Origin of the sequence: Phenylobacterium sp., assembly GCF_035569475.1 — a bacterium.
Taxonomy (GTDB): domain Bacteria; phylum Pseudomonadota; class Alphaproteobacteria; order Caulobacterales; family Caulobacteraceae; genus Phenylobacterium.
The window spans coordinates 1-23,215 of the sequence record NZ_DATMNA010000014.1; the positions used below are offsets into that span (position 1 = coordinate 1).

At 67.5% G+C, this 23,215-nt stretch carries 36 protein-coding genes and 1 pseudogene; 35 read left to right on the forward strand and 2 right to left on the reverse strand.

Going from position 1 to position 23,215, the window contains the following annotated elements; genetic code table 11:
• The 23 genes and pseudogenes from rpsJ to VNW53_RS01870 form a co-directional block, all read left to right on the forward strand.
• Nucleotides 1-84: pseudogene (gene rpsJ, locus VNW53_RS01760) on the forward strand (30S ribosomal protein S10); the annotation flags it as partial.
• A gap of 12 nt (nt 85-96) precedes the next feature.
• Nucleotides 97-954: a 50S ribosomal protein L3 gene (gene rplC / locus VNW53_RS01765; RefSeq protein WP_325553214.1), complete on the forward strand. Its 858-nt coding sequence runs from the start codon at nt 97-99 to the stop codon at nt 952-954.
• Complete coding sequence (gene rplD, locus VNW53_RS01770) at nt 954-1,592, forward strand: 50S ribosomal protein L4 (protein ID WP_325553215.1); 639 nt, start codon at nt 954-956, stop codon at nt 1,590-1,592. The genes rplC and rplD overlap by 1 nt, the downstream gene beginning before the upstream one ends.
• Complete coding sequence (locus VNW53_RS01775; RefSeq protein WP_293371489.1) at nt 1,592-1,894, forward strand: 50S ribosomal protein L23; 303 nt, start codon at nt 1,592-1,594, stop codon at nt 1,892-1,894. Before rplD ends, VNW53_RS01775 begins: the two co-directional genes overlap by 1 nt.
• Before the next feature lie 4 nt (nt 1,895-1,898).
• Nucleotides 1,899-2,735 carry a 50S ribosomal protein L2 gene (gene rplB / locus VNW53_RS01780; protein ID WP_325553218.1) on the forward strand — a complete coding sequence of 279 codons (837 nt, stop codon included), beginning with the start codon at nt 1,899-1,901 and terminating at the stop codon, nt 2,733-2,735.
• 3 nt (nt 2,736-2,738) lie between these two features.
• Nucleotides 2,739-3,017 (forward strand): 30S ribosomal protein S19, encoded by a 279-nt coding sequence (gene rpsS, locus VNW53_RS01785; RefSeq protein WP_293370216.1) that lies wholly within the window; start codon nt 2,739-2,741, stop codon nt 3,015-3,017.
• Nucleotides 3,018-3,019: 2 nt separating this feature from the next.
• Nucleotides 3,020-3,400 (forward strand): 50S ribosomal protein L22, encoded by a 381-nt coding sequence (gene rplV / locus VNW53_RS01790; protein WP_325553220.1) that lies wholly within the window; start codon nt 3,020-3,022, stop codon nt 3,398-3,400.
• On the forward strand, nt 3,400-4,161 hold the full coding sequence (gene rpsC / locus VNW53_RS01795) for a 30S ribosomal protein S3 (RefSeq protein WP_325553222.1): 762 nt from the start codon (nt 3,400-3,402) through the stop codon (nt 4,159-4,161). Before rplV ends, rpsC begins: the two co-directional genes overlap by 1 nt.
• An 11-nt stretch (nt 4,162-4,172) precedes the next feature.
• On the forward strand, nt 4,173-4,604 hold the full coding sequence (gene rplP / locus VNW53_RS01800) for a 50S ribosomal protein L16 (protein WP_325553224.1): 432 nt from the start codon (nt 4,173-4,175) through the stop codon (nt 4,602-4,604).
• The gene (rpmC, locus tag VNW53_RS01805; protein ID WP_325553226.1) at nt 4,604-4,798 is read left to right on the forward strand and encodes a 50S ribosomal protein L29; all 195 of its coding nucleotides are present in this window, start codon (nt 4,604-4,606) and stop codon (nt 4,796-4,798) included. The genes rplP and rpmC overlap by 1 nt, the downstream gene beginning before the upstream one ends.
• 13 nt (nt 4,799-4,811) lie before the next feature.
• On the forward strand, nt 4,812-5,063 hold the full coding sequence (gene rpsQ / locus VNW53_RS01810) for a 30S ribosomal protein S17 (protein ID WP_325553227.1): 252 nt from the start codon (nt 4,812-4,814) through the stop codon (nt 5,061-5,063).
• 13 nt (nt 5,064-5,076) lie between these two features.
• Entirely contained in the window at nt 5,077-5,445 is a 369-nt protein-coding gene (gene rplN / locus VNW53_RS01815) for a 50S ribosomal protein L14 (protein ID WP_325553228.1), read from the forward strand.
• Nucleotides 5,445-5,762: a 50S ribosomal protein L24 gene (rplX, locus tag VNW53_RS01820; protein ID WP_325553230.1), complete on the forward strand. Its 318-nt coding sequence runs from the start codon at nt 5,445-5,447 to the stop codon at nt 5,760-5,762. Before rplN ends, rplX begins: the two co-directional genes overlap by 1 nt.
• Nucleotides 5,755-6,324: a 50S ribosomal protein L5 gene (rplE, locus tag VNW53_RS01825; RefSeq protein ID WP_325553232.1), complete on the forward strand. Its 570-nt coding sequence runs from the start codon at nt 5,755-5,757 to the stop codon at nt 6,322-6,324. Before rplX ends, rplE begins: the two co-directional genes overlap by 8 nt.
• 19 nt (nt 6,325-6,343) lie before the next feature.
• Entirely contained in the window at nt 6,344-6,649 is a 306-nt protein-coding gene (gene rpsN, locus VNW53_RS01830; RefSeq protein ID WP_325553233.1) for a 30S ribosomal protein S14, read from the forward strand.
• Between the two features lie 12 nt (nt 6,650-6,661).
• Nucleotides 6,662-7,057 (forward strand): 30S ribosomal protein S8, encoded by a 396-nt coding sequence (gene rpsH / locus VNW53_RS01835; RefSeq protein ID WP_325553234.1) that lies wholly within the window; start codon nt 6,662-6,664, stop codon nt 7,055-7,057.
• Between the two features lies 1 nt (nt 7,058).
• Entirely contained in the window at nt 7,059-7,592 is a 534-nt protein-coding gene (rplF, locus tag VNW53_RS01840; RefSeq protein ID WP_325553236.1) for a 50S ribosomal protein L6, read from the forward strand.
• A 3-nt stretch (nt 7,593-7,595) separates the two neighbouring features.
• On the forward strand, nt 7,596-7,955 hold the full coding sequence (gene rplR / locus VNW53_RS01845; RefSeq protein WP_325553238.1) for a 50S ribosomal protein L18: 360 nt from the start codon (nt 7,596-7,598) through the stop codon (nt 7,953-7,955).
• Between the two features lie 10 nt (nt 7,956-7,965).
• Nucleotides 7,966-8,550, forward strand: a complete 585-nt coding sequence (gene rpsE / locus VNW53_RS01850; RefSeq protein ID WP_325553240.1) for a 30S ribosomal protein S5 — start codon at nt 7,966-7,968, stop codon at nt 8,548-8,550.
• Between the two features lie 6 nt (nt 8,551-8,556).
• Nucleotides 8,557-8,736: a 50S ribosomal protein L30 gene (gene rpmD, locus VNW53_RS01855; protein ID WP_325553242.1), complete on the forward strand. Its 180-nt coding sequence runs from the start codon at nt 8,557-8,559 to the stop codon at nt 8,734-8,736.
• 208 nt (nt 8,737-8,944) lie between these two features.
• On the forward strand, nt 8,945-9,430 hold the full coding sequence (gene rplO, locus VNW53_RS01860) for a 50S ribosomal protein L15 (RefSeq protein WP_325553243.1): 486 nt from the start codon (nt 8,945-8,947) through the stop codon (nt 9,428-9,430).
• A gap of 99 nt (nt 9,431-9,529) precedes the next feature.
• Nucleotides 9,530-10,879: a preprotein translocase subunit SecY gene (secY, locus tag VNW53_RS01865; RefSeq protein ID WP_325553244.1), complete on the forward strand. Its 1,350-nt coding sequence runs from the start codon at nt 9,530-9,532 to the stop codon at nt 10,877-10,879.
• Between the two features lie 48 nt (nt 10,880-10,927).
• On the forward strand, nt 10,928-11,497 hold the full coding sequence (locus VNW53_RS01870; protein WP_325553245.1) for an adenylate kinase: 570 nt from the start codon (nt 10,928-10,930) through the stop codon (nt 11,495-11,497).
• A 45-nt stretch (nt 11,498-11,542) separates the two neighbouring features.
• Here the strand turns inward: VNW53_RS01870 and VNW53_RS01875 are convergent, their stop codons facing one another.
• Together VNW53_RS01875 and VNW53_RS01880 are read right to left on the reverse strand one after the other, a co-directional pair.
• On the reverse strand, nt 11,543-12,559 hold the full coding sequence (locus tag VNW53_RS01875; protein WP_325553247.1) for an adenosine deaminase: 1,017 nt from the start codon (nt 12,557-12,559) through the stop codon (nt 11,543-11,545).
• Nucleotides 12,560-12,598: 39 nt separating this feature from the next.
• A complete protein-coding gene (locus tag VNW53_RS01880; RefSeq protein WP_325553248.1) occupies nt 12,599-13,924 on the reverse strand; it encodes an amidohydrolase family protein in 1,326 nt (441 codons plus the stop codon).
• Nucleotides 13,925-14,265: 341 nt separating this feature from the next.
• Here VNW53_RS01880 and rpsM point away from each other — a divergent pair, with 341 nt between their 5' ends.
• From rpsM to VNW53_RS01940, 12 genes are all read left to right on the forward strand, one after another.
• Entirely contained in the window at nt 14,266-14,634 is a 369-nt protein-coding gene (rpsM, locus tag VNW53_RS01885) for a 30S ribosomal protein S13 (RefSeq protein WP_293367171.1), read from the forward strand.
• Nucleotides 14,635-14,649: 15 nt separating this feature from the next.
• Nucleotides 14,650-15,039: a 30S ribosomal protein S11 gene (rpsK, locus tag VNW53_RS01890; protein ID WP_293367170.1), complete on the forward strand. Its 390-nt coding sequence runs from the start codon at nt 14,650-14,652 to the stop codon at nt 15,037-15,039.
• A 76-nt stretch (nt 15,040-15,115) separates the two neighbouring features.
• A complete protein-coding gene (locus VNW53_RS01895; RefSeq protein WP_325553251.1) occupies nt 15,116-16,132 on the forward strand; it encodes a DNA-directed RNA polymerase subunit alpha in 1,017 nt (338 codons plus the stop codon).
• A 188-nt stretch (nt 16,133-16,320) separates the two neighbouring features.
• A complete protein-coding gene (gene rplQ, locus VNW53_RS01900) occupies nt 16,321-16,731 on the forward strand; it encodes a 50S ribosomal protein L17 (RefSeq protein ID WP_325553253.1) in 411 nt (136 codons plus the stop codon).
• Between the two features lie 105 nt (nt 16,732-16,836).
• Nucleotides 16,837-18,069, forward strand: a complete 1,233-nt coding sequence (locus tag VNW53_RS01905) for an ectonucleotide pyrophosphatase/phosphodiesterase (RefSeq protein WP_325553255.1) — start codon at nt 16,837-16,839, stop codon at nt 18,067-18,069.
• A gap of 24 nt (nt 18,070-18,093) precedes the next feature.
• Nucleotides 18,094-18,540, forward strand: coding sequence for a DUF1801 domain-containing protein (locus VNW53_RS01910; protein ID WP_325553257.1), 447 nt, complete (start codon nt 18,094-18,096; stop codon nt 18,538-18,540).
• A gap of 54 nt (nt 18,541-18,594) precedes the next feature.
• Nucleotides 18,595-19,083 carry a VOC family protein gene (locus VNW53_RS01915; RefSeq protein WP_325553258.1) on the forward strand — a complete coding sequence of 163 codons (489 nt, stop codon included), beginning with the start codon at nt 18,595-18,597 and terminating at the stop codon, nt 19,081-19,083.
• Nucleotides 19,076-19,531 (forward strand): VOC family protein, encoded by a 456-nt coding sequence (locus tag VNW53_RS01920; RefSeq protein WP_325553259.1) that lies wholly within the window; start codon nt 19,076-19,078, stop codon nt 19,529-19,531. The genes VNW53_RS01915 and VNW53_RS01920 overlap by 8 nt, the downstream gene beginning before the upstream one ends.
• On the forward strand, nt 19,528-19,869 hold the full coding sequence (locus VNW53_RS01925; protein WP_325553260.1) for a metalloregulator ArsR/SmtB family transcription factor: 342 nt from the start codon (nt 19,528-19,530) through the stop codon (nt 19,867-19,869). Before VNW53_RS01920 ends, VNW53_RS01925 begins: the two co-directional genes overlap by 4 nt.
• Nucleotides 19,866-20,342 carry an SRPBCC family protein gene (locus tag VNW53_RS01930; protein ID WP_325553261.1) on the forward strand — a complete coding sequence of 159 codons (477 nt, stop codon included), beginning with the start codon at nt 19,866-19,868 and terminating at the stop codon, nt 20,340-20,342. The genes VNW53_RS01925 and VNW53_RS01930 overlap by 4 nt, the downstream gene beginning before the upstream one ends.
• Nucleotides 20,343-20,347: 5 nt before the next feature.
• The gene (locus VNW53_RS01935; RefSeq protein ID WP_325553263.1) at nt 20,348-21,688 is read left to right on the forward strand and encodes a TCR/Tet family MFS transporter; all 1,341 of its coding nucleotides are present in this window, start codon (nt 20,348-20,350) and stop codon (nt 21,686-21,688) included.
• Nucleotides 21,689-21,757: 69 nt separating this feature from the next.
• The gene (locus tag VNW53_RS01940; RefSeq protein WP_325553265.1) at nt 21,758-23,164 is read left to right on the forward strand and encodes a Do family serine endopeptidase; all 1,407 of its coding nucleotides are present in this window, start codon (nt 21,758-21,760) and stop codon (nt 23,162-23,164) included.
• The last annotated feature ends 51 nt before the right edge of the window (nt 23,165-23,215 follow it).

Consider the following 23,215-nt stretch of genomic DNA (forward strand, 5'->3'; position numbering starts at 1 on the left):
ATCGTCGACCCCACCCCGCAGACCGTGGACGCGCTGATGAAGCTCGACCTGTCCGCCGGCGTGGATGTCGAGATCAAGCTTTAAGGGGTCAGCCAGATGCGTACCGGCGTGATCGCCAAAAAGCTGGGCATGGCCCGCTTCTTCGATGAAGCGGGGACCCATGTGCCGGTGACCGTCCTCAGCCTCGAAGGCTGCACGGTCGTCGCCCAGCGCACCCAGGACAAGGACGGCTATGTGGCCCTCCAGCTGGGCGCGGGCGCCAAGAAGCCCAAGAACACCTCCAAGGCCATGCGCGGCCATTTCGCCAAGGCGGAAGTGGAGCCCAGGCGCCAGCTCGCGGAGTTCCGCGTGTCCGAGGACATGCTGATCGACGTGGGTTCGGAGTTCACCGCCGACCACTACGTTCCGGGTCAGAAGATCGACGTCACCGGGACCACGGTCGGCAAGGGCTTCCAGGGCGCCATGAAGCGCTGGAACTTCGGCGGCATGCGGGCCACCCACGGTGTGTCCGTCTCCCACCGGGCCCACGGCTCGACCGGCCAGCGCCAGGATCCGGGCAAGACCTTCAAGGGCAAGAAGATGGCCGGCCACCTCGGCCAGGAAACCGTCACCACCCTCAACCTCACCGTCTGGCGCGTCGACGTCGAACGCGGCCTGATCCTGGTGAAGGGCGCCGTCCCCGGCACTGAAGGCGACTTCGTGAAGATCCGCGACGCGGTGAAGATCGCCGCGCCCAAGGACATCCCGACCCCCGGCGCCTTCCGCAAGGCCGGCGAAGAGCCCAAGGCTCCCGCCGCTGAGGAAGAGACCCCGGTCGTGGAAGCCGCCGCCGAGGCGCCCGCCGCGGAAGAACCCGCGGTGACCGCGGCGCCGGAAGCCGAGGCTCCCGCCGCCGAGGCCACCGAAACCGAAGCGCCGGCCGCGCAAGCGCCGGAAGCCGGGGATGAAGCGTAATGAAACTCGACGTCCTTAAACTCGACGGCGGGAAGGGCGGCTCGATCGAGCTGTCCGACGAGATCTTCGGCATTTCCGAGATCCGCGCCGACATCCTGCAGCGCTGCGTGACCTGGCAACTGGCCAAGCGCCGCGCCGGCACCCACAAGATCCAGGTCCGCAACGAAGTCTCGCGGACCTCCAAGAAGATGTACAAGCAGAAGGGCACCGGCGGCGCCCGTCACGGTTCGCGCCGTGCGGCCCAGTTCGTCGGCGGCGCCAAGGCCCACGGCCCGGTCGTCCGCAGCCACGCCTTCGACCTGCCCAAGAAGATCCGCGCCATGGCCCTGCGCCATGCGCTGTCCTCGAAGGCCAAGGACGGTTCGCTGATCGTCGTCGACAGCGTCGCCCTGAAGGACGCCAAGACCGCCGGCCTGCGCGAGCAACTGGGCGCCATGGGCGTGACCCACGCCCTGGTGATCGCCGGCGCCGAGGTCGACAAGAACTTCGGCCTGGCCGCGCGGAACATCCCCAATGTGGACGTGCTGCCGAACGCCGGCCTGAACGTCTATGACGTGCTGCGCCGCCGCACCCTGGTCCTGACCAAGGACGCGGTCGAGGCGATCCAGGCGCGCTTCCAAGAGAAGGAGGCTGCGTGATGGCCGAGCAACCTACCGCCCGCCACTACGACACCATCCTGTCGCCGATCATCACCGAGAAGGCGACGCTGCTCAGCGAGCACAACAAGGTGGTCTTCCGGGTCGCCGGCGATGCGTCGAAGGACGAGATCGCAGCGGCCGTCGAGGCGCTGTTCAAAGTGAACGTGACCAAGGTCAACACCCTGAACGTCAAGGGCAAGACCAAGCGGTTCCGCGGCATCAAGGGCCGGCGTTCCGACGTCAAGAAAGCTGTCGTGACCCTGGCCGAAGGCCAGTCGATCGACATCACCACGGGGCTCTGATCCGATGGCCTTGAAGCAATATAATCCGACCTCGCCGGGTCGCCGCCAGCTCGTGCTGGTGGACAAGTCCGAGCTCCACAAGGGCCGTCCTGAGAAGTCCCTCGTCGAGGGACTGACCAAGACCGGCGGGCGTGGCGGCGGCGGCCGCATCGCGGTGCGTTTCCGCGGCGGCGGCGCCAAGCGGCTCTATCGCAAGATCGACTTCAAGCGTCGCAAGTTCGACGTGGTCGGCACGGTCGAGCGCCTGGAGTACGACCCCAACCGCACGGCCTTCATCGCGCTGGTGAAGTACGCCGACGAGGAGCTGGCCTACATCCTGGCCCCGCAACGGCTGAAGGTCGGCGATCAGGTGATCGCCGCCGAGAAGGCCGACGTGAAGCCCGGCAACGCCATGCCGCTGCGCGGCATGCCGATCGGCACCATCATCCACAACGTCGAGCTGAAGCCCCTGAAGGGCGGCCAGATCGCCCGCTCCGCCGGGACCTACGCCCAACTCGTCGGCCGCGACGCCGGCTACGCCCAGATCCGCCTGAACTCGGGCGAGCTGCGCATGGTGCCGGACGGCTGCATGGCCACGGTGGGCGCGGTGTCCAACCCCGACCACATGAACGAGGTCATGGGCAAGGCGGGCCGCAACCGCCACAAGGGCCGCCGCCCGCACGTCCGCGGCGTCGCCATGAACCCGGTCGACCACCCGCACGGCGGCGGTGAAGGCAAGACCTCCGGCGGCCGCAACCCGGTCACCCCGTGGGGCAAGCCGACCAAGGGCGCCAAGACCCGCACCAACAAGACGACGGACAAGTTCATCATCCGGTCCCGTCACGCCAGGAAGGCTCGTTAAGAGATGACCCGTTCTGTCTGGAAAGGTCCGTTCGTCGACGGATACCTGCTCAAGAAGGCCGACGCCGTTCAAAGCTCGGGCCGTAAGGACGTGATCAAGACCTGGTCGCGCCGCTCCACCATCATGCCGCAGTTCGTGGGTCTCACGTTCGGCGTGCACAACGGCCAGAAGCACGTCCCCGTGCACGTGTCGGAAGACATGGTCGGCATGAAGCTGGGCGAGTTCGCGCCCACCCGCTTCTTCCCCGGCCACGCCGCCGACAAGAAGGCCAAGAGGAAGTAGCCATGTCGCAGACGAAGAAAGTTCGCCGACTGGCCGGCATCGAAGCGATGGCCAAGGTGCGCACCCTGCGCACCTCGGCGCGCAAGCTGAACCTGGTCGCCCAGTCGATCCGCGGCCTCAAGGTCCAGCGGGCGCTGAACGAGCTCGAGTTCAGCCACAAGCGCATCGCCAGCGATGTCCGCAAGGCGCTCTACTCGGCGATCTCCAACGCCGAGAACAACCACAACCTCGACATCGACTCCCTGGTCGTGGCCGAGGCCTATGTGGGCAAGAACCTGGTGATGAAGCGCTTCTCCGCCCGTGCGCGGGGTCGGGCTTCGCGCATCGAGAAGCCGTTCAGCGAGATCACCATCGTGGTCCGCGAACTGGGTGAGGCCGCCTGATGGGTCAGAAAGTCAATCCGGTCGGGCTGCGGCTCGGCATCAACCGCACCTGGGACAGCCGTTGGTTCGCCGACGGCGCCGAGTACGGCAAGCTGCTGCACGAGGACATCAAGGTCCGCCGCGCGCTGAAGAAGCGCCTGTATCAGGCCGGCGTGTCGCGCATCACCATCGAGCGTCCGCATAAGAAGTGCCGCATCACCATCTATGCCGCGCGCCCCGGCGTGATCATCGGCAAGAAGGGCGCGGACATCGACAAGCTGCGCAAGGACATCGCGGCCATGACGGACGGCGAGGTTCACCTGAACATCGTCGAGATCCGCAAGCCCGAGACCGACGCCCAGTTGATCGCCGAGAACATCGCCCAGCAGCTCGAGCGCCGCGTGGCCTTCCGCCGCGCCATGAAGCGCTCGATGCAGTCGGCCATGCGCCTGGGCGCCAAGGGCGTCCGCATCAACGTCTCCGGCCGCCTCGGCGGCGCGGAAATCGCGCGGATGGAATGGTATCGCGAAGGCCGCGTGCCGCTGCATACGCTGCGCGCCGACATCGACTACGGCTTCACCGAGGCCAAGACCACCTACGGCATCATCGGCGTGAAGGTCTGGGTCTTCAAAGGCGAAGTCCTCGAGCACGACCCGATGGCGCTGGACAAACGCCTGGCCGGCGAAAGCGGGCCCGCGGGTGAAGGCGGCGGTCGTGACCGCTCCGGCGATCGCCCCGACCGCGGCCCGCGCCGCGATCGGCGCGAGCAGGCGAACGCTTAAGGGTCCGACCGATGCTGTCTCCGAAAAAGACCAAGTACCGCAAGCAGTTCAAGGGCAAGATCCATGGTCTTGCCAAGGGCGGCTTCACGCTGAACTTCGGCTCCTACGGCCTGAAGTCGGTCGAGCCCGAGCGCATCACCGCGCGCCAGATCGAGGCGGCCCGCCGCGCGATCACGCGCCAGATGAAGCGCCAGGGCCGGGTGTGGATCCGGATCTTCCCGGACGTGCCGGTCACCGACAAGCCGGCCGAAGTGCGGATGGGCAAGGGCAAGGGCTCGGTCGAGTACTGGGCCGCGCGCGTCCACCCCGGCCGGATCATGTTTGAAATCGACGGCGTGCCCGACGACGTGGCCCGCGAAGCCCTGCGCCTCGGCGCGGCCAAGCTTCCGGTGAAGACCCGCATCGTCACCCGCATCGACGCCGCCGTCGCGGAGCACGCCTGATGAAGATCGACGAAGTTCGCGGGCTGACGCCCGACCAACTGGCCGACCAGTTGATCAGCCTGAAGAAGGAGCAGTTCAACCTGCGCTTCCAGAAGGCCACCGGCCAGATCGAGAAGACCCACCGCGTGGATCAGGTGCGCAAGGACATCGCGCGCATCAAGACCCACCTGCGGGCCAAGCAGGCGCAGGCCTGAGGAGAGCTGACAGATGCCGAAACGAATTCTCGAGGGCGTTGTCGTCTCCGATAAGGGCGACAAGACGGTGGTGGTGAAGGTCGAGCGGACCTTCCTGCACCCGGTGCTGAAGAAGACCGTCCGTCGGTCGAAGAAGTACCACGCCCACGACGAGGCGAACGCCTACAAGGCCGGCGACAACGCGCGCATCATCGAGTGCGCGCCGAAGTCGAAAACCAAGACTTGGGAGGTGCTGCCCAAGGGCGGCGCCGACCAGGCAGCGTAAGGGATCAGAACCTATGATCCAGATGCAAACTAACCTGGACGTCGCCGACAACTCCGGCGCCCGCCGAGTCATGTGCATCAAGGTGCTGGGCGGCGCTGGGCGCCGTTACGCCGGCGTCGGTGACAAGATCGTGGTCTCCGTGAAGGAGGCCATCCCGCGCGGCCGCGTGAAGAAGGGCGATGTGCTGCAGGCCATCGTCGTGCGCACGAGCCAGGCCATCAAGCGCAAGGACGGCTCGGTCATCCGCTTCGACAAGAACGCGGCGGTGATCGTCAACAAGCAAAGCGAGCCGATCGGCACGCGGATCTTCGGCCCGGTTCCTCGTGAACTGCGCGCCAAGAACCACATGAAGATCATTTCGCTCGCCCCTGAGGTGCTGTGATGGCGGCGAAGATCAAGAAGGGGGACCGCGTCGTGGTCCTCACCGGCAAGGACAAGGGCCGTCAGGGCTCGGTGTCCAAGGTGATGCCGAAGGAAGAGCGCGTCGTGGTCGCCGGCCTGAACCTGGTTCAGCGCCATACCCGCCCCACGCAGGGCGACCCGCAAGGCGGCATCAAGAGCAAGGAAGCCCCGATCCACATCTCCAACGTGGCCGTGGTGGACTCCAAGGGTAAGCCCACCCGCGTCGGCTTCCGCATGGACGGCGACAAGAAGGTCCGGTTCGCCAAGACGACCGGCGAGGTGATTGCAAATGGCTGAGCAAGCCTACGAACCGCGGCTGAAGACCGACTACCGGACCCGTATCCGCAAGTCGCTCAAGGATCAGTTCGGCTACACCAACGAGATGCAGATCCCCAAGCTGGACAAGATCGTCCTGAACATGGGCATCGGCGAATCCGTGGCCGACTCCAAGAAGGTCAACGCCGCCATCGCCGACCTGGCGAAGATCGCGGGCCAGAAGCCCGTGCCCACCAAGGCGCGCACCTCCATCGCCGGCTTCAAGCTGCGCGAAGGCATGGTGATCGGCGCCAAGGTGACCCTTCGCGCGGACCGCATGTATGAGTTCCTGGACCGCCTGATCACCATCGCGCTGCCGCGGGTGAAGGACTTCCGGGGCCTCAAGCCGACCTCGTTCGACGGCCGGGGCAACTACGCCCTGGGTCTTCGCGAACACATCGTGTTCCCGGAGATCAACTACGACGAGATCGACCAGATGTGGGGCATGGACATCATCGTCGCCACGACCGCGAAGACCGACGACGAAGCGCGCGCGCTTCTCAAGGAATTCCAGTTCCCGTTCGTCACGGCCCAAGCGGCTTAGGGCGGGAGGAAAGAGCACCATGGCCAAGAAAAGCGCCGTCAACCGCAACCTGCGGGTCCAGGCCCTCGTCAAGCAATACGCCGCCAAGCGCACCGAGCTGAAGGCGATCGCCAACAACGAGGCGCTGCCGCTGGAAGAACGTTTCGAAGCCCGGCTGAAGCTGGCGGAATTGCCGCGCAGTTCGTCCAAGACCCGCATCCGTAACCGATGCCTGGTGACTGGCCGTCCGCGCGCCTACTACCGCAAGCTGAAGATGAGCCGGATCTCCCTGCGCGACCTCGGTTCGCACGGGCTGATCCCCGGCCTCGTCAAGTCGAGCTGGTAGGGGAGGTCACAGATGGTCAACGATCCCATCGGCGATCTGATCGCCCGCATCAAGAACGCCGCCATCCGCGGCCGCTCGAAGGTGATGACGCCCGCGTCGAAGATGCGCGCCCGTCTCCTCGACGTGCTGACCGACGAAGGCTACATCCGCGGCTACCACCTGGTGGAAAAGCCCGGCGCCTTCCCGGAATTCGAGATCGAGCTGAAGTACTTCGATGGCGCGCCCGTCATCGTCGACATCGCCCGCATCTCCAAGCCCGGCCGTCGCGTCTATTCGTCGATCAAGGACCTGAAGCCCGTGAAGAACGGCCTCGGGATCTCGATCCTGTCGACGCCCAAGGGTGTCATGTCGGACACGGCCGCGCGTGACGCGAACGTGGGCGGCGAAGTCCTCTGCCGGGTCTACTGATATGTCTCGTATCGGAAAGAAGGCGGTCGCCATCCCCAACGGGGTCACGGTGACCCTCGACGGCCAGACGGTCACGGTGAAGGGGCCCAAGGGCCAGCTCGCCTGGACGGTCGCCGAAGAGATCGAAGTGCGCCAGGAGAACGGCGAACTGACGCTCTCCAAGAAGGCCGACAGCCAGCGCGCCCAGGCCATGTGGGGCCTGTCGCGCAGCCTGGTGGCCAACATGGTCACCGGCGTCACCACCGGTTTCGAGCAGACGCTGGAGCTGGTGGGCGTGGGTTACCGCGCGGCGATGAAGGGCCAGGCGCTCTCCATGCAGCTCGGCTTCAGCCACGACGTCGACATTCCGGCCCCGGCCGGGATCGCCTTCGCCGTGCCGAAGCAGACCGAGATCAAGATCAGCGGCATCGACAAGCAGGCCGTCGGCGAGATGGCCGCCCGCATCCGCCGCATCCGCCCGCCGGAGCCCTACAAGGGCAAGGGCGTGCGCTATGCCGGCGAGAACGTGCGCCGCAAGGAAGGCAAGAAGAAGTAGGTCATGGCCCTTTCCTCCCGAGATTCCTCGCAGAAGCGCGCGCAACGTACGCGCACCCGTCTGCGCAAGCTGGCCAACGGGCGTCCGCGTCTGTCGGTCTTCCGTTCGTCGAAGAACATCTACGCCCAGGTCATCGACGATGAGCGCGGCGTGACGCTCGCCGCCGCCTCGTCGCTGGAAGGCGGCGAGAAGAAGACGAAGGGCGCCGACAAGGACGCCGCGGCCCGCGTGGGCGCCCTGGTGGCCCAACGGGCCATCGAAAAGGGCGTCAAGGACGTGGTCTTCGATCGCGGTGGCTATCTTTATCACGGCCGGGTGAAGGCGCTGGCGGATGCCGCGCGTGAAGCCGGCCTGAACTTCTAAGGAACGCTAGATGGCTCGCAGGGACGACAACCGCGGCGGCAATCGCAACAATCGCGAAGAAGAACGCGATAGCGAAATCGTCGAAAAGCTGGTGCACATCAACCGCGTCGCCGCCACCGTGAAGGGCGGGCGCAGGTTCTCCTTCGCCGCTCTGATGGTCGTCGGCGACCAGAAGGGCCGCGTCGGCTTCGGTCACGGCAAGGCGCGCGAAGTGCCGGAAGCCATCCGCAAGGCGACCGAGGAAGCCAAGAAGACCATGATCCGCGTGCCGCTGCGCGAAAGCCGCACCCTGCACCACGACGGCAACGGCCGTTGGGGCGCGGGCAAGGTGATGGTCCGCTCGGCGCCTCCGGGCACCGGCGTCATCGCCGGCGGCCCGATGCGCGCGGTGCTGGAAACCCTGGGCGTGCAGGACGTGGTCGGCAAGTCGGTCGGCTCGTCCAACCCCTACAACATGGTGCGCGCGACCTTCGAGGCGCTGAAGGCTCAGTCTTCGCCCCGCCAGGTCGCCGCCAAGCGCGGCAAGAAGGTCTCGGACGTCATCGGCCGCCGCGCCGACGGCGCCTCGACGCCGGCCGCGGACGTCGAAGGATAAACTGACATGGCAACCGTCACCGTTCGCCAGACCGGCAGCCCGATCCGCCGCAAGAAGGATCAGCGCGCGACCCTTTCGGGCCTCGGCCTGAACCGCGTCGGCCGCGTCTCCACCCTGGAAGACACCCCCTCCGTGCGCGGCATGATCGCCAAGGTCGCCCACATGGTCGAGGTGGTGGAGAAGTAGCTCCGAGCCATCCCTCCTCTTTGGGGGAGGGTGGCTCGCGTCGGAGACGCGAGACGGGCGGGGAAGTCACGATCAAGCGTCGAGCTTGAACCCGTAACCCCCACCCTCGCTCGCCTTCGGCGAGTCGTTCCCTCCCCTGAAGAGGAGGGATGAATTCAACAGCCGAGTCGGGGCTTCGCTCCGGCGCCAGATCTCCAAGGAGAGGCACATGACCAAACTCAACGAACTTTCGCCCCGTGAAGGCTCCGTCAAGGGCCGGATGCGCGTCGGCCGCGGCCCGGGTTCGGGCAAGGGCAAGACCGCCGGCCGCGGCGTGAAGGGCCAGAAGGCGCGCTCCGGCGTCGCCATCGCCGGCTTCGAAGGCGGCCAGATGCCGCTGCACATGCGCATGCCCAAGCGCGGCTTCAACTCGCGCAACCGCAAGGACTTCGCCGAGGTGAACCTGTGGCGCCTGGAGCAGGCGATCGCCGCCGGCAAGCTCGACGCCAAGAAGGCCATCAGCGCCGACGAGCTGCTGAAGGCCGGTGTCATCCGCCGCGCCAAGGACGGCGTGCGCCTGCTGGGTAAGGGCGAGCTCAAGACCAAGCTCGACATCACCGTCTACTCCGCCTCCGCCTCGGCGGTCGCTGCGGTGGAAAAAGCCGGGGGCAAGGTGACCACCACCAAGAAGGAAGCTCCGGCCGTCGAGGCCTGAGCCGGACCCGGGACCATTCCGGCCTCGCAAGTGGGGCCGGCGTGTCCTATCTGGTGGTGACGACGAGTCAGGCTCATCAAGAGTCAGGGGATCTGGTGAATGGCTTCGGCCGCTGAACAACTCGCAGCCAATCTGAACGTCGAGGCCTTTTCGAAGGCCACGGAGCTGCACAAGCGACTGATCTTCACCCTGGTGGCGATGATCGTCTATCGGATCGGCTGCTACGTCCCGATCCCCGGCATCAACATCGCGGCGTTCAGCCAGGCCTTCCAGGGCCAGGCCAGCGGCATCCTCGGCATGTTCAACATGTTCTCCGGCGGCGCCGTGCGGAACATGGCCGTCTTCGCCCTCAACGTGATGCCCTACATCTCGTCCTCGATCATCGTGCAGCTCATGGGCACGATCTATCCGCCCTGGGAGAAGCTCAGGAAGGAAGGCGGCGAGGCGGGGCGCAAACAGCTCAACCAGTACACCCGCTACTTGACGGTGATCCTGGCGCTCTTCCAGTCCTTCGGCATCGCCATGGGCCTGCAGGCGGGGCAGGGGATCGTCGACAATCCCGGCATCTTCTTCGTGATCTCGACGGTGGCGACGCTCACCGGCGGCACCCTGTTCCTGATGTGGCTGGGCGAGCAGATCACCAGCCGCGGGGTGGGCAACGGCGTCTCGCTGATCATCTTCGCCGGCATCGTGGCGGTCTTCCCGCGCTACCTGGCCCAAGCCTTCTCCCTGGCGCGCACGGGGGCGATGAACCCCGGCGCCCTGGTGGTGATCTTCGCCCTGGTGATCGCCGTGACCATGGCCATCGTCTTCATGGAGCGCTCGCAGCGGCGCCTGCTCGTGCAGTACCCCAAGCGCCAGGTGGGCAACCGCATGTTCGGCGGCGACACCTCGTTCCTGCCGCTGAAGATCAACACGTCCGGCGTGATCCCGCCGATCTTCGCCTCCTCGCTGCTGCTGCTGCCGGCGACGGTGATGGGCTTTGCGGCGAACACGAACCTGCCGTCGTGGCTGCAGTGGCTGCCCGGCGCGGTGGGTCAGCTTCAGCACGGCCGGCCGGCGTTCATGATCGCCTACGGGCTGCTGATCGTCTTCTTCTGCTTCTTCTACACCTCCGTGGTGTTCAACCCGGAGGACACCGCGGAGAACCTGCGCAAGTACGGCGGCTTCATGCCCGGCATCCGGCCCGGCAAGCGCACGGCGGAATATCTCGATTTCGTGCTGACGCGCCTGACGGTGATCGGCGCGGCCTATATCGCCGTCGTCTGCCTGCTGCCGGAGGTGCTGATCGGCTACTACAACGCCCCCTTCTATATGGGCGGCACCTCGGTCTTGATCGTGGTCAGCGTCACCATGGACACGGTGACCCAGATCCAGTCCCACCTGCTGGCGCACCAGTACGAAGGGCTGATCAAGAAGTCGAAGCTGCGGGGCAACCGCGGCCGCTAAGGGCAAGCATCGCAGGCTCCGCAAAGAGGGCCGGCGACGGGAGGGCTGATGAATCTGATCCTGTTTGGGCCGCCGGCGGCGGGGAAGGGCACCCAGGCCAAGCGCCTGGTCGAGACCCGCAAGATGGTCCAGCTCTCCACCGGCGACATGCTGCGCGCCGCCATCGCGTCCGGCTCCGAACTCGGCAAGCGCGTGGCCGGCATCATGGAGCGCGGCGACCTGGTTTCCGACGACATCGTCATCGAGCTGATCGAGAGCCGGTTGCCCGAGGCCGAGGCCGCCGGCGGGGCGATCTTCGACGGCTTCCCGCGCACGCTCGCCCAGGCCGAGGCGCTCGACCGCATGCTGGAACACCGCGGCTCGCGCATCGACGAGGTGATCCGCCTGAAAGTCGACGACGAGGCCCTGATGCAGCGCATCGCCGGCCGCTACGCCGAAAGCGGCCGCCCCGACGACAACCCGGAAAGCTTCAAGGTCCGGCTCGACGCCTACAACACCCAGACCGCGCCCCTGCTGCCCTATTACCAGGGCCAGAAGAAGCTGGTGGAAGTCGACGGCATGGGCTCGATCGAGGCGGTGGCCGCCGGGATCGACAAGGCGTTGGACAAGGCGCGGTAGCCTCACCTGCGCCGCTCATCCCCGCGAAAGCGGGGATGAGCGGTGCTATGAGTGCGCGTTGGCATACTCATCCACCGCCGCCAGGTGCGGCGCGACCTCGGCCGCGGTCAGGAACGAGCCGGTGAAGCTGTTCTTGGCGAGCGTGACGAGTTCGTCCCGGGTCAGGCCGACCGCGGCGGCGGTCTGGATCCAGTTCTCCGCCAGGTAGCCGCCGAAATAGGCTGGGTCGTCGGAGTTGACGGTGGCCTTCAGCCCCAGGCCCAGCATCCGCTTCAGCGGATGGGCCTTCAGGTCGTCCACCACGCAGAGCTTCAGGTTGGAGAGCGGGCAGACGGTGAGCGTCATGCCGGACTTCGCCAGGCGCTCCACCAGGGCCGCGTCCTCCAGGCTGCGGTTGCCGTGGTCGATGCGGTCGACGCCCAGCACGTCCAGGGCTTCCCAGACATATTCCGGCGGCCCTTCCTCGCCGGCGTGGGCGACCAGTTTGAGGCCGCGCGCTCGGGCCTCGCGGTAAACCTTGGCGAATTTCGAAGGCGGATGGCCGAGCTCCGAGGAATCCAGGCCGACGCCGGCGATGCGGTTAAGCCAAGGCTCGGCGGCTTTCAGCGTGGCGAAGGCGGCGTCCTCGTCCAGGTGGCGCAGGAAGCAGAGGATCAGCTTCGAGGTGATCCCAAGGCTCGCCTTGGCCTCGGCCATGCCGGACAGCAGGCCCTCGACGGCCACCGAGAACGGCAGGCCGCGGTCGGTGTGGGTCTGCGGGTCGAAGAACAGCTCCACGTGCCGGCAACCGTCGGCGGCGACGCGGCGGAAATAGGCCATGGCCAGGTCGTGGAAATCCTGCTCGGTCCGCAGCACGGCGGCGCCCTGGTAATAGATGTCCAGGAAGTCCTGCAGGTTTCCGAAGGCATAGGCCGCGCGGACCTCCTCCACCGTCGCGAACGGCAGGCTCACGCGGTTGCGCCGCGCGAACTCGAACATCTGCTCAGGCTCGAGGCTGCCCTCGATGTGCAGGTGCAACTCGGCCTTGGGCAGGCCGCGGATGAAATCGGCGTCGGAGGTCATGGGCCGACTGTCGGGACTGCCGATGGCCCGCGTCAAGCGCTAGCGGGCGACCGGCGCGCCCTTGGCCTTGTAGACGACGCCGCCCTTCATCACGAAGGCGACGTGCTCGAGGACGGTGACGTCCTTCAGGGGGTCGGCGTCGACGGCGATGATGTCGGCGTAGCGGCCGGGCTGCACCGTGCCCACGTCCTTGGTGTCGCCGAGCAGGTCGGCGGCGTTCCAGGTGGCGGCCTTGATGGCCTCCATCGGCGGCATGCCGGCGTTGACCATCAGCTTGAGCTCCTGGGCGTTCTCGCCGTGGTTGGACATGCCGAAGGTGTCGGTGCCGAAGGCGATCTTCACGCCCGCCGCGTAGGCGTCGTGCAGGTTCTTCAGCATGGTCGGGATCACCTCGAAGGTCTTGCGCACCGTGTCGGGGTTGAGGTCCTCGGGATGGGTCTTGGCGTGCTCATAGATCTTGGCGCCCACCAACTGGGTCGGCACCAGATAGGTCCCGTGCTCCTTGAACAGCCTGTAGCTCTCGGCGTCGGCGTAGGTGCCGTGCTCGATGGAATCGACGCCCAGGGCGATGGTGTGGTCGATCGCCTGTTTGCCGTGGGCGTGGGCGGCGACCTTCATGCCCAGCGAATGGGCGGTCTCGATGATCGCCTTGATCTCGTCGTCGGCCATCAGTTGCAGGGCCGGATTGTCGCCGATCGAGGCCACGCCGCCGGAGGGCATGATCTTGATCAGGTCCGCGCCGTTGCGGCGCAGGGTGCGCACCGCCCGGCGGCCGGCCTCGGGGCTGTCGACCAGGTTTTCGGTCCAGTGCGGGTGCTCCAGCTCGGGATCCAGGCCGTCGGCCGCGTCGCCGTGGCCGCCGGTGGGGCTCAGCGGAGTCCCGGCCACCCACAGCCGCGGGCCGGGGATCACGCCGGCGTTGATCTGACGCTTCAGGGCCACGATCACCTCGGTGGAGGCGCCCACGTCGCGCGCGGAGGTGAAGCCGGCCATCAGGGTGTCGCGGGCGTAGGTGGTCGCCTCGATCGCCCCGTCATAGTCGGTGTGGGTCATGGCGGTCCGGATGGGGTCGCCCTTGTGATAGCCCTGGGTGATGTGGACGTGGTCGTCGATCAGGCCGGGCAGGACCGTGGAATTGGACAGGTCGACCACCTCGGCGCCCTTCGGCGCGGTGAAGCCAGTCTGAACCGCGGTGATCCGGTCGTCGTGGACCAGGATGGTGACCTGGGTCTGCGGGGCCTTGCCGGTCCCGTCGATCAGCCGTCCGGCGTGGATCGCCAGGTCCTTGGCGGCCGCCGAGGAGCCGCCCAGCGCCAAGACGGCCACGAAACCCGCCGCCGCCATCATCCTGTTGCGCAAGGCCATCACGATCTCCCCCGATTCGACGCGCTAAGTGACGGCGCCGGGGGAATCGACGCAAGGGGGCCAAAGCCTGGGGAATTGCGCCCCGGGGCGTCTTCATGCTTTCCTCAGGCGTTCCCCGGCAGAGTCGAGGGGCGTTATGCGTACGGACGCGGGCGGGGCAGGGCCTTGCGCCCGCCCTTTTCCGTTCATAAATGGGCGTTTCCGTTGTTGACGGACCCGCAACGATCCCTATAACGGAGCGCTTCCGCGAAAGAGCGCGAAGGACGAACCGGCTTGACCTTCGGGGCGAGGGGCCGGGGCGCCGTTCGCGCTTCTCTTGCGTGACCAGGAGAGATCGACACGTGGCCCGTATTGCTGGCGTCAACATTCCGACTAACAAGCGCGTGGTGATCGCGCTTCAGTACATCCATGGCATCGGCCCCGCGAAGGCTCGCGAGATCGTATCCAAGGTTGGCATCGAGGACGCGCGCCGCGTCAACCAGCTCACCGACCAGGAAGTGCTGCAGATCCGTGAGACCATCGACCGCGACTTCACCGTCGAGGGCGACCTGCGCCGCGAGACCGCGGTCAATATCAAGCGCCTGATGGACCTGGCCTGCTACCGCGGCCTCCGTCACCGCAAGGGCCTGCCGGTCCGCGGCCAGCGCACCCACACCAACGCCCGGACCCGCAAGGGCCCCGCCAAGCCGATCGCCGGCAAGAAGAAGTAAGAGAGCTTATCTCCGATGGCCAAGGAACCGGGTCGCGTCAAACGCCGCGAACGTAAGAACATCACGTCGGGCGTGGCGCATGTGAACGCCTCGTTCAACAACACGATGATCACCATCACCGACGCCCAGGGGAACACGATCTCCTGGTCCAGCGCCGGCATGATGGGGTTCAAGGGGTCGCGTAAGTCGACGCCCTACGCCGCCCAGATGGCGGCCGAGGACGCGGGCCGGAAGGCTGCGGAACACGGCGTGAAGACCCTGGAAGTCAATGTTTCCGGCCCCGGTTCGGGCCGCGAGTCGGCGCTCCGCGCCCTGCAGGCCGTCGGCATGACCATCACCACCATTCGCGACGTCACGCCCATTCCGCACAACGGCTGCCGGCCGCCCAAGCGTCGGCGCGTCTAGAGTTCAAGTACCTAATTCCCTGCGCCGGACCGCGTTGGCGGCCGGCGATCCTGCGTTTTCAAGGGACACCTAATCCGTGATCGAAAGAAACTGGAACGAGCTTATCCGTCCCGAGAAGCCGCAAATCGAGACCGGCGCCGACGCGAACCGTAAGGCGCGTCTGGTGGCCGAGCCCCTCGAGCGCGGGTTCGGCGTGACGCTGGGCAACAGCCTGCGCCGCGTGCTTCTCTCCTCCCTGCAGGGCGCGGCCGTGACCGCGGTGCAGATCGACGGCGTCGTGCACGAATTCTCCTCGCTTGAGGGCGTGCGCGAGGACGTCGTCGACATCGTGCTGAACATCAAGCAACTGGCCGTGCGCATGCACGCCGAGGGCCCGAAGCGGATGACGCTGCGCGCCACCGGCCCGGGCGCGGTGACCGCCAGCCAGATCGAGGCTCCCTCGGACATCGAGATCCTCAACGGCGACCACGTGCTCTGCACCCTGGACGACGGCGCCCAGGTGCGCATGGAATTCACGGTCCAGACCGGCAAGGGCTACGTCCCGGCCGAGATGAACCGTCCGGAAGACGCCCCGATCGGCCTGATCGCCGTCGACGCGCTCTATTCCCCGGTCAAGCGCGTCGCCTATCGCGTCGAGCCGACCCGCCAGGGCCAGAGCCTCGACTACGACAAGCTGATCATGGAAGTGGAGACCAACGGCGCGGTCACGCCCGTGGACGCCGTGGCCTATGCCGCGCGCATCCTGCAGGACCAGCTCCAGATCTTCATCACCTTCGAAGAGCCGAAGAAGAAGGTCGAGGGCGAAGCCAAGCCGGAGCTGCCGTTCAACCCGGCGCTGCTGAAGAAGGTCGACGAGCTGGAGCTGTCGGTCCGTTCGGCCAACTGCCTGAAGAACGACAACATCGTCTACATCGGCGACCTGATCCAGAAGACCGAAGCCGAGATGCTGCGCACCCCGAACTTCGGCCGCAAGTCCTTGAACGAGATCAAGGAAGTGCTGGCCGGCATGGGCCTGCACCTCGGCATGGACGTGCCCAACTGGCCGCCCGAGAACATCGAAGAGCTGGCCAAGAAGTTCGAAGACCAGATGTAAGACGTCTTCCGCGCCGACTCCGGGGCCGTTTCGGCGGCCCGGGCCCGATGAAGCCGCAACAGCGGTGAAGGGCTCCGGCGCTTCGCAGTGACCCAGGCGGGAGCAGGCTGGGATTTGGTTAGGCAGGACGGCTTCCCAATGGATCGGGGGCGTCCCCGGTGGGCCAGTCGGCCCAGGAGATACAACAGATGCGTCACGGTTCCGCGCACCGCAAACTGGGACGGACGTCCGCCCACCGCACCGCCATGTTCGCCAACATGGCGGCCAGCCTGATCAAGCACGAGCAGATCGTGACCACGCTGCCGAAGGCCAAGGAGCTTCGCCCCTTCGTCGAGAAGCTGGTGACGCTGGGCAAGCGCGGCGACCTGCATGCCCGCCGCCAGGCGATCAGCGCGGTGCGCGACGTCGAGCAGGTCGGCAAGCTGTTCGCCGTGCTGGGCCCGCGCTACGCGGAACGTAACGGCGGCTACATCCGCGTGCTGAAGGCGGGCTTCCGCCACGGCGACAACGCGGCCATGGCGGTCATCGAGTTCGTCGACCGCGATCCGTCCGAAAAGGGCAAGGACAGCGGTCCGGTCGCCGAGACCTACGGCGACTGAGCCGACCCGCCGACAAGCTGAATTCGAAAGCCCCGGAGCGACCCTCCGGGGTTTTTGTTGCGCGGCTGTCCTCGAACTGACGGAGATAGCGGCTAAGCTGGTGGCATGACCCGACTCCTGCGCCCGCTGTTCCTCGCCGCCGCCCTCGTTCTGGGCGTCCTCGCCCAGCCCGCGTCCGCCCAGGCGCCGAAGCCTGCGCCGCTCACCATCCTCGTCTCCATCGACGGCTTCCGCGCCGACTATCTGCAGCGCGGCAAGACGCCCGCGCTGGCCGCCATGGCCGCCGACGGCGTGCGCGCCATGGCCATGCGACCCTCGTTCCCCAGCATCACATTCCCCAACCACTACACCCTGGTGACCGGGCTCAGGCCAGACCGCCACGGCATCGTCGACAACACCATGGAGGACGCCGCCCGTCCCGGCGTGGTCTTCAGGCTCAACCGGCCTGACGTCGTCCACGATCCGATCTGGTGGGACCAGGCCGAGCCCTTGTGGGTCACCGCCGAAAAACAGGGGGTGAGGACCGCCACCATGTTCTGGCCCGGCTCCGACGCGCCGATCCGAGGCGTGCAGCCGCACGACTGGCGGTTGTTCGACAAGACCGTGCCGAGCGTGGCGCGGGTGGAGCAGGTGTTGACCTGGCTCGACCGGCCGGCGGCCGAGCGGCCGAGATTCATCACCCTCTATTTCAACGCCGTGGACAGCGCCGGCCACGCCGGCGGACCGGACTCCGATCTCGTCGACAACGCCCTCGTGGAGACCGACGCCGCCCTGGGCCTACTGCTGCGCGGCTTGGGGAAGCGTGGCCTGTTGGAGACCACCAATATGGTCGTCGTCGCCGATCACGGCATGGCCGCCACCTCGCACGAACGGGAAACCTATCTCACGGACCTGATGCCGGCGGCGGATTTCCACGCCGTGTCCCAGGGCGCCATGGCGGGCGTGCGGGCCGAAGCCGGTCATGAGGATGAGGTGGCCCAGGCGCTGCTCAAGCCCCATGACCACATGACCTGCTGGAAGAAGGCCGAAATACCGGAGCGCTTCCATTACGGCCACAACCCGCGCGTGCCGCCGTTTGTCTGCCTGGCCGAAGTCGGCTGGATCATTGAGGCCGCTCACAGCGGCTACCCCACGCCGAAAGGGGAGCACGGCTATGACCCCTCCGATCCGCAGATGGCGGCCCTGTTCGTGGCTCATGGCCCGGCCTTCAAGCACGGCGCGGCGCAGCCGGCGTTCGACAACGTCGACGTCTACCCGCTGCTGGCGGCCCTGATCGGGGTGACGCCGGAGCCGAACGACGGGCGCCTGGCCGACCTGGCGCCCGCCCTGGCGAACTGAGCTTTTCGGGCGCAGGCTTCGGTGATGGACGCCGAAGCCCAGATCGAGAGCTTCATCGCCAAGTTCTCCGACGGCGTGGCCGCCGATATCCGCGCGGCCCGCGCCGAGATGCGCCGCCGCCTGCCGGGCGCGGTGGAGATGGTCTACGACAACTACAATGCGCTCGCGATCGGCTACGGGGCCACCGACAGGCTGGCCGATGTGGTGTTCTCCATCGCCGCCTTTCCGAAATGGGTGCGACTCTTCTTCTATCGAGGCGCGGAGCTGGACGACCCGGATGGCTTGCTGGACGGCGAGGGGGCGCAGGTGCGCAGCCTGAAGCTGCCCAACCTGGCCGTGCTCGACGAGCCCGGCGTCCAGGCGCTGATGGCCCAGGCCCTGGCCAAGGCCACCCCCATCGATCCGACCGCGCCGTCCCGCAGCCTCGTGAAGTCGATCTCCGCCAAACAGCGGCCCCGCCGGCCGGCTTGACGAGTTAGTTACGATATGAGTTAAATATTGTCGTCTGATGCAAGGAGGCGCGCCATGGCCGACGGTCCCATCTTCCACCCCACCGCCTTCTACCGGGATCCGCTGGCCGCCCTGAAATGGCTGGAGGCGGCGTTCGGCTTCGAGACCACGACCCTGGTGACCGAGCCATCGGGCCGCGTCGGCTATTCGGAGATGAGCTTCAACGGCGGCGTGGTGAGCATCAATCCGGAGTTCTCCGGCGAAATCATCGGCGACGCGCGCATGGTCAGCCCGCTGGAGATAGAAGGGCGCGGCACCCAGTTCATTCGCGTGCATCTCGCCGAGGGCATCGACGCCCACTGCGAGCGGGCCCGGGCCGCCGGCGCGCGGATCACTCAGGAGCCCCATGACGAGTTCTATGGAGAGCGCACCTATCGGGCGATGGACCCGGAGGGCCACGTCTGGAACTTCGCCCAGCCGGTCGCGGCGCCCAGCTTGGAAGACATGGAAAAGGCCAGCGGCCTGAAACTCGCGACCTCGCTGAGGGAGGCCGGCCATGGCTGACTGGCGCGCGCCGTTGATGTCGGCGGTCTGCTATGTGGACCCGAAGGCCGCGCTCAAATGGCTGGAGCAGGCGTTCGGCTTCGAGGTCTCGATGCTGATCGAGGACGGGGAGGGCGTCCTGGCCCACTCCGAGATGCGCTTCGGGAACGCCGTGGTGATGGTCGGCAGCGAGTGGAGCGCCGACCACAAGAGCCCCAAGTCGATCGGCGGCAAGAACACCCAGACCGTCCACATCCAGATCGAGACCGACCTCGACGCCCACTGCGAGCGCGCCCGGGCCGCCGGAGCCGAGATCATGGTCGAGCCGGCGACCCAGTTCTACGGCGACCGCACCTACCGCTGCCGCGACCCCGAGGGCCACATCTGGACCGTCGCCCAGACCGTCGAGACGGTCACTCGCGAGGAAGCCGAGGCGGCCAGCGGGCTGAAGATCACGGGCTGGGTATGAGCGCGCCGGCCGCCGCCGCGGAGCTGGACCGCACCCTGGCGGCCCTGGCCGATCCGCATCGCCGCCGCGCGGTCGATCTGTTGAGCCACGGGCCGCGGGCCGCCGGCGACCTGGCGCGGGAGTTGGACCTGACGCCGCCGGCCATGAGCCGCCACCTGCGCACCCTGCGGCAGAGCGGCCTGGTGGAAGAGTCCCATCCGGCCTTCGACGCGCGCGTGCGCATCTATGCCCTGAGGCCCGAACCCATGGTTCATCTGCTGCGCTGGCTGGAGGACGCCGAGCGGCTCTGGAGCGAGCAGCTCGTCGCCTTCAAGGCCCACATCGAGAAAGACACGTGACCTCCAAGGTCTATGTGGCCCTGCGGGTGAAGGCCTCGCCGCGGCGGGCGTTCGAGGCCTTCGTCGGCGAGATCGGCGTCTGGTGGCGGTCGAGTCCGCTGTTCCAGACCACGCCGCGGCCCGGCGTCCTGTCGTTCGAATTTGAAGGCGACGAGCCCGGCCAGGGCGGACGGCTGATCGAGACGCGGGCCGGCGGCAAGGTGTTCGAGATCGGCCGGATCAGCGTCTGGGAGCCACCGCACCGAATAGTTTTCTCGTGGCGACAGGCGAACTTCCCACCCGATCTTCACACAGAGGTTGAGGTCCGCTTCGAGGCCGTCGGCGATGAGACCCGCGTCAGCGTCGAGCATCGCGGCTTCGACCGCGTGCCCGCCGGCGCGGCGCGTCACGGCTTCCCCGACCCGGTGCTGCTGGCGCGGCTGGCCGACTTCTGGCGCGCACAGATCGTCGCCGTGGGAGACCTGCTGGGATAACCCGGTTGCGTGAGTTCCTGCTTCGTTTCAAGGTCGCCGAGGGAGAGACCGCCATGGATCAGCCGCCCACCGTCGCCCCGACCCGGTCCAGCCGCCAGGCCGCGTTCCGGTTCGTCTTCGCCGCCGCGCTGATGAACGCGGTCTCGTTCGGGATCATGATCCCGGTGCTGCCGAACCTGATCAAGCACCTGGTCGGCGGCGACACCGCGACGGCCTCTGTCTGGAACGTGCTGTTCTCGGTGACCTGGGGAACCATGCAGCTCTTCTGCGGGCCGATCCTGGGCATACTGTCGGACCGCATCGGCCGGCGGCCGGTGCTGCTGATCTCGCTGGGTGGACTGGCGATCGACTTCCTGTTCATGGCCTTCGCGCCGAACCTCGCCTGGCTGTTCGTAGGCCGGGTCATCAACGGCATGACGGCCGCCAGCTTCTCGACCGCCAACGCCTACGTGGCCGACGTCACGGAGCCCAAGGACCGGGCCAAGGCGTTCGGCTGGATGGGCTCGGCCTTCAGCTTCGGATTCCTGGTGGGCCCCGTGCTCGGCGGCTTCCTGGCCGGCGAGTTCATGCACGGCTACCTGGGCGACTTCGCCCTGCGCCTGCCGTTCCTGGTGGCGGCGGGCCTGACCGCCATCAACTGGCTCTACGGCCTCTTTGTGCTGCCGGAATCCCTGCCGCCGGAGCGCCGGGTGACCCGGTTCAACTGGGCGCGGGCCAATCCGCTGGGGTCGCTGGCGTTCCTCAGGGAGCATGGCGAACTCCTCGGCCTGGCCACGGTGGGCTTCCTCTTCCAGTTGGCCCACACCGTGCTGCCCTCGATCTTCGTGCTCTACGCCGGCTTCCGGTACCACTGGGGCTCGGACATGGTCGGCCTGACCATGATGCTCACCGGAATTCTGGGGGTCGTCGTGCAGACCTTCTTCGTGGGGCCGGTGGTGGCCCGGATCGGCGAGCGCGGGGCGCTGCTGCTCGGGACCCTCGGGGGCGCGGCCGGCTTCACGCTTTATGGCCTCGCGCCCAACGGCTGGGCCTATATCGGCTCGGCGCCGGTCTTCGCCCTGATGAGCTTCCTGCAGCCCGGCCTGCAGGGCCTGATGACCCGGCGGGTGGGACCGCAGGAGCAGGGCCAGCTCCAGGGCGCCAACCAGAGCCTCCAGGGGATCGCCTCGGTGACCGGCCCCATGGTCTTCGGCCTGACCTTTGCCTGGGCGGTGAGCCACGACGCCTCGCTGCATGCGCCGGGCCTGCCGATCTTCATCGCCGCGGGGCTGCTGCTCAGCGCCTTCATGCTGGCGGTGCGCGTGGGGCATGCGCCCGCCAAGGTCGCGGCCGCGCCGGCGGAGTAGGCAAGCCTCGCCATCAAAGCGCCAGAAAACTTCGCGGAACTGCGCCGGATGTCTATGCTCGGAGCGACCATGCGCGCCCAACGCCTCCTGATCCCGACCCTGGCCCTGCTGGCCTCCGCCGCGCCGCTTGCCGCCGCGCGCGCCGAGCCGACCCTGCCCGACGCAGGCCGTGTGGTTCCCGCCAGCGCCACGGCCATGAAGCAATCCTTCGCCACGGTGGTGAAGCGCGCCGCCCCGGCGGTGGTGAACATCTCCTCGAAGCGCACCGTCCGCCAACAGGATCCGTTCTGGCAGATGTTCGGCATCGGCGCCCCGCGCAACCGCATCGAGGGCTCGCTGGGCTCCGGCGTCATCGTCCGCGCCGACGGGGTGATCGTCACAAACAACCACGTGATCGAGCACGGCACCGACATCACGGTGTCCCTGGCCGACCGGCGCGAGTTCCAGGCCAAGGTGCTGCTGGCCGACGCGCGCACAGACCTGGCGATCCTGAAGATCGACCTGCCGGCCGGTGAGAAGCTGCCGACCATGGCGATCGGCGACCGCAGCGACATCGAGGTGGGCGACCTGGTGCTGGCCATCGGCGACCCCTTCGGCGTCGGCCAGACGGTCACCAACGGCATCATCTCGGCCAAGAACCGCACCGCCAATCCGGACGGGGACGCCGGCGCCTACATCCAGACCGACGCGGCGATCAACCCGGGCAACTCCGGCGGGGCGCTGGTGGGCATGGACGGCGACCTGATCGGAGTGAACAGCTTCATCTATTCCCAGTCGGGCCAGTCCTCCGGCATCGGCTTCGCGATCCCCGCCGCGGTCGTGCGCAGGGTGGTCGAGACCGCCATGAACGGCGGCCACACCGTGGTTCGGCCCTGGTTCGGCGCGCGGCTGCAGAGCGTGACGCCGGAAATCGCCAAGACCATGGGCCTGGCGACGCCCTCCGGCGCGGTGGTGGCGGATGTCTGGCCGGGCGGGGCGGCGGCGAGGGCCGGCGTCAAGCAGGGCGACGTGGTCACCTCCGTGGACGGCGAGCCGGTGGTCGACGCGGCCGCGCTCAACTATGCCGTCGGGAACCACCGGCCGGGCGAAACGGTCCGGGTCAGCGTCCGCCGCGACAAGGCCGAGCGCGCGCTCAGCGTCGCGGCCGAGGCCGCGCCCGCGACTCCGGCCCGCGACGAGAAGGTGATCGACGGGCGCAACCCCTTCCAGGGCGCCACGGTGGTCAACCTGTCGCCCGCCGTCGCCGAGGAGGTTGGCATCGACCCGTTCGGCCGCGCGGGCGTCCTCGTGACCAAGACCGCCGCGGGCGTCGCGCAGCAGGTCGGCGTGCAGCCCGGCGACATCATCCGGGCGGTCAACGGGCGCGACATCAAGAGCGTCACCGACCTGACCAGCGCGGTGGTCGCACCGGCGCCTGTGTGGCAGGTGACCATCGAGCGCAACGGCCGTCAGCTCACCGCCACCTTCCGCACCTGACCCGCGCGGGGCGCCTTGCGCGCCGGCCCGGCGGCTGAGCATCCTTCCTGC

Bases quoted from the DNA above. Each gene is read 5' to 3' on its own strand.
- rplC (WP_325553214.1), top strand. From the start codon at position 97: ATGCGTACCGGCGTGATCGCCAAAAAGCTGGGCATGGCCCGCTTCTTC.
- rplD (WP_325553215.1), top strand. From the start codon at position 954: ATGAAACTCGACGTCCTTAAACTCGACGGCGGGAAGGGCGGCTCGATC.
- VNW53_RS01775 (WP_293371489.1), top strand. From the start codon at position 1,592: ATGGCCGAGCAACCTACCGCCCGCCACTACGACACCATCCTGTCGCCG.
- rplB (WP_325553218.1), top strand. From the start codon at position 1,899: ATGGCCTTGAAGCAATATAATCCGACCTCGCCGGGTCGCCGCCAGCTC.
- rpsS (WP_293370216.1), top strand. From the start codon at position 2,739: ATGACCCGTTCTGTCTGGAAAGGTCCGTTCGTCGACGGATACCTGCTC.
- rplV (WP_325553220.1), top strand. From the start codon at position 3,020: ATGTCGCAGACGAAGAAAGTTCGCCGACTGGCCGGCATCGAAGCGATG.
- rpsC (WP_325553222.1), top strand. From the start codon at position 3,400: ATGGGTCAGAAAGTCAATCCGGTCGGGCTGCGGCTCGGCATCAACCGC.
- rplP (WP_325553224.1), top strand. From the start codon at position 4,173: ATGCTGTCTCCGAAAAAGACCAAGTACCGCAAGCAGTTCAAGGGCAAG.
- rpmC (WP_325553226.1), top strand. From the start codon at position 4,604: ATGAAGATCGACGAAGTTCGCGGGCTGACGCCCGACCAACTGGCCGAC.
- rpsQ (WP_325553227.1), top strand. From the start codon at position 4,812: ATGCCGAAACGAATTCTCGAGGGCGTTGTCGTCTCCGATAAGGGCGAC.
- rplN (WP_325553228.1), top strand. From the start codon at position 5,077: ATGATCCAGATGCAAACTAACCTGGACGTCGCCGACAACTCCGGCGCC.
- rplX (WP_325553230.1), top strand. From the start codon at position 5,445: ATGGCGGCGAAGATCAAGAAGGGGGACCGCGTCGTGGTCCTCACCGGC.
- rplE (WP_325553232.1), top strand. From the start codon at position 5,755: ATGGCTGAGCAAGCCTACGAACCGCGGCTGAAGACCGACTACCGGACC.
- rpsN (WP_325553233.1), top strand. From the start codon at position 6,344: ATGGCCAAGAAAAGCGCCGTCAACCGCAACCTGCGGGTCCAGGCCCTC.
- rpsH (WP_325553234.1), top strand. From the start codon at position 6,662: ATGGTCAACGATCCCATCGGCGATCTGATCGCCCGCATCAAGAACGCC.
- rplF (WP_325553236.1), top strand. From the start codon at position 7,059: ATGTCTCGTATCGGAAAGAAGGCGGTCGCCATCCCCAACGGGGTCACG.
- rplR (WP_325553238.1), top strand. From the start codon at position 7,596: ATGGCCCTTTCCTCCCGAGATTCCTCGCAGAAGCGCGCGCAACGTACG.
- rpsE (WP_325553240.1), top strand. From the start codon at position 7,966: ATGGCTCGCAGGGACGACAACCGCGGCGGCAATCGCAACAATCGCGAA.
- rpmD (WP_325553242.1), top strand. From the start codon at position 8,557: ATGGCAACCGTCACCGTTCGCCAGACCGGCAGCCCGATCCGCCGCAAG.
- rplO (WP_325553243.1), top strand. From the start codon at position 8,945: ATGACCAAACTCAACGAACTTTCGCCCCGTGAAGGCTCCGTCAAGGGC.
- secY (WP_325553244.1), top strand. From the start codon at position 9,530: ATGGCTTCGGCCGCTGAACAACTCGCAGCCAATCTGAACGTCGAGGCC.
- VNW53_RS01870 (WP_325553245.1), top strand. From the start codon at position 10,928: ATGAATCTGATCCTGTTTGGGCCGCCGGCGGCGGGGAAGGGCACCCAG.
- VNW53_RS01875 (WP_325553247.1), bottom strand. From the start codon at position 12,559: ATGACCTCCGACGCCGATTTCATCCGCGGCCTGCCCAAGGCCGAGTTG.
- VNW53_RS01880 (WP_325553248.1), bottom strand. From the start codon at position 13,924: ATGGCCTTGCGCAACAGGATGATGGCGGCGGCGGGTTTCGTGGCCGTC.
- rpsK (WP_293367170.1), top strand. From the start codon at position 14,650: ATGGCCAAGGAACCGGGTCGCGTCAAACGCCGCGAACGTAAGAACATC.
- rplQ (WP_325553253.1), top strand. From the start codon at position 16,321: ATGCGTCACGGTTCCGCGCACCGCAAACTGGGACGGACGTCCGCCCAC.
- VNW53_RS01905 (WP_325553255.1), top strand. From the start codon at position 16,837: ATGACCCGACTCCTGCGCCCGCTGTTCCTCGCCGCCGCCCTCGTTCTG.
- VNW53_RS01910 (WP_325553257.1), top strand. From the start codon at position 18,094: ATGGACGCCGAAGCCCAGATCGAGAGCTTCATCGCCAAGTTCTCCGAC.
- VNW53_RS01915 (WP_325553258.1), top strand. From the start codon at position 18,595: ATGGCCGACGGTCCCATCTTCCACCCCACCGCCTTCTACCGGGATCCG.
- VNW53_RS01920 (WP_325553259.1), top strand. From the start codon at position 19,076: ATGGCTGACTGGCGCGCGCCGTTGATGTCGGCGGTCTGCTATGTGGAC.
- VNW53_RS01925 (WP_325553260.1), top strand. From the start codon at position 19,528: ATGAGCGCGCCGGCCGCCGCCGCGGAGCTGGACCGCACCCTGGCGGCC.
- VNW53_RS01940 (WP_325553265.1), top strand. From the start codon at position 21,758: ATGCGCGCCCAACGCCTCCTGATCCCGACCCTGGCCCTGCTGGCCTCC.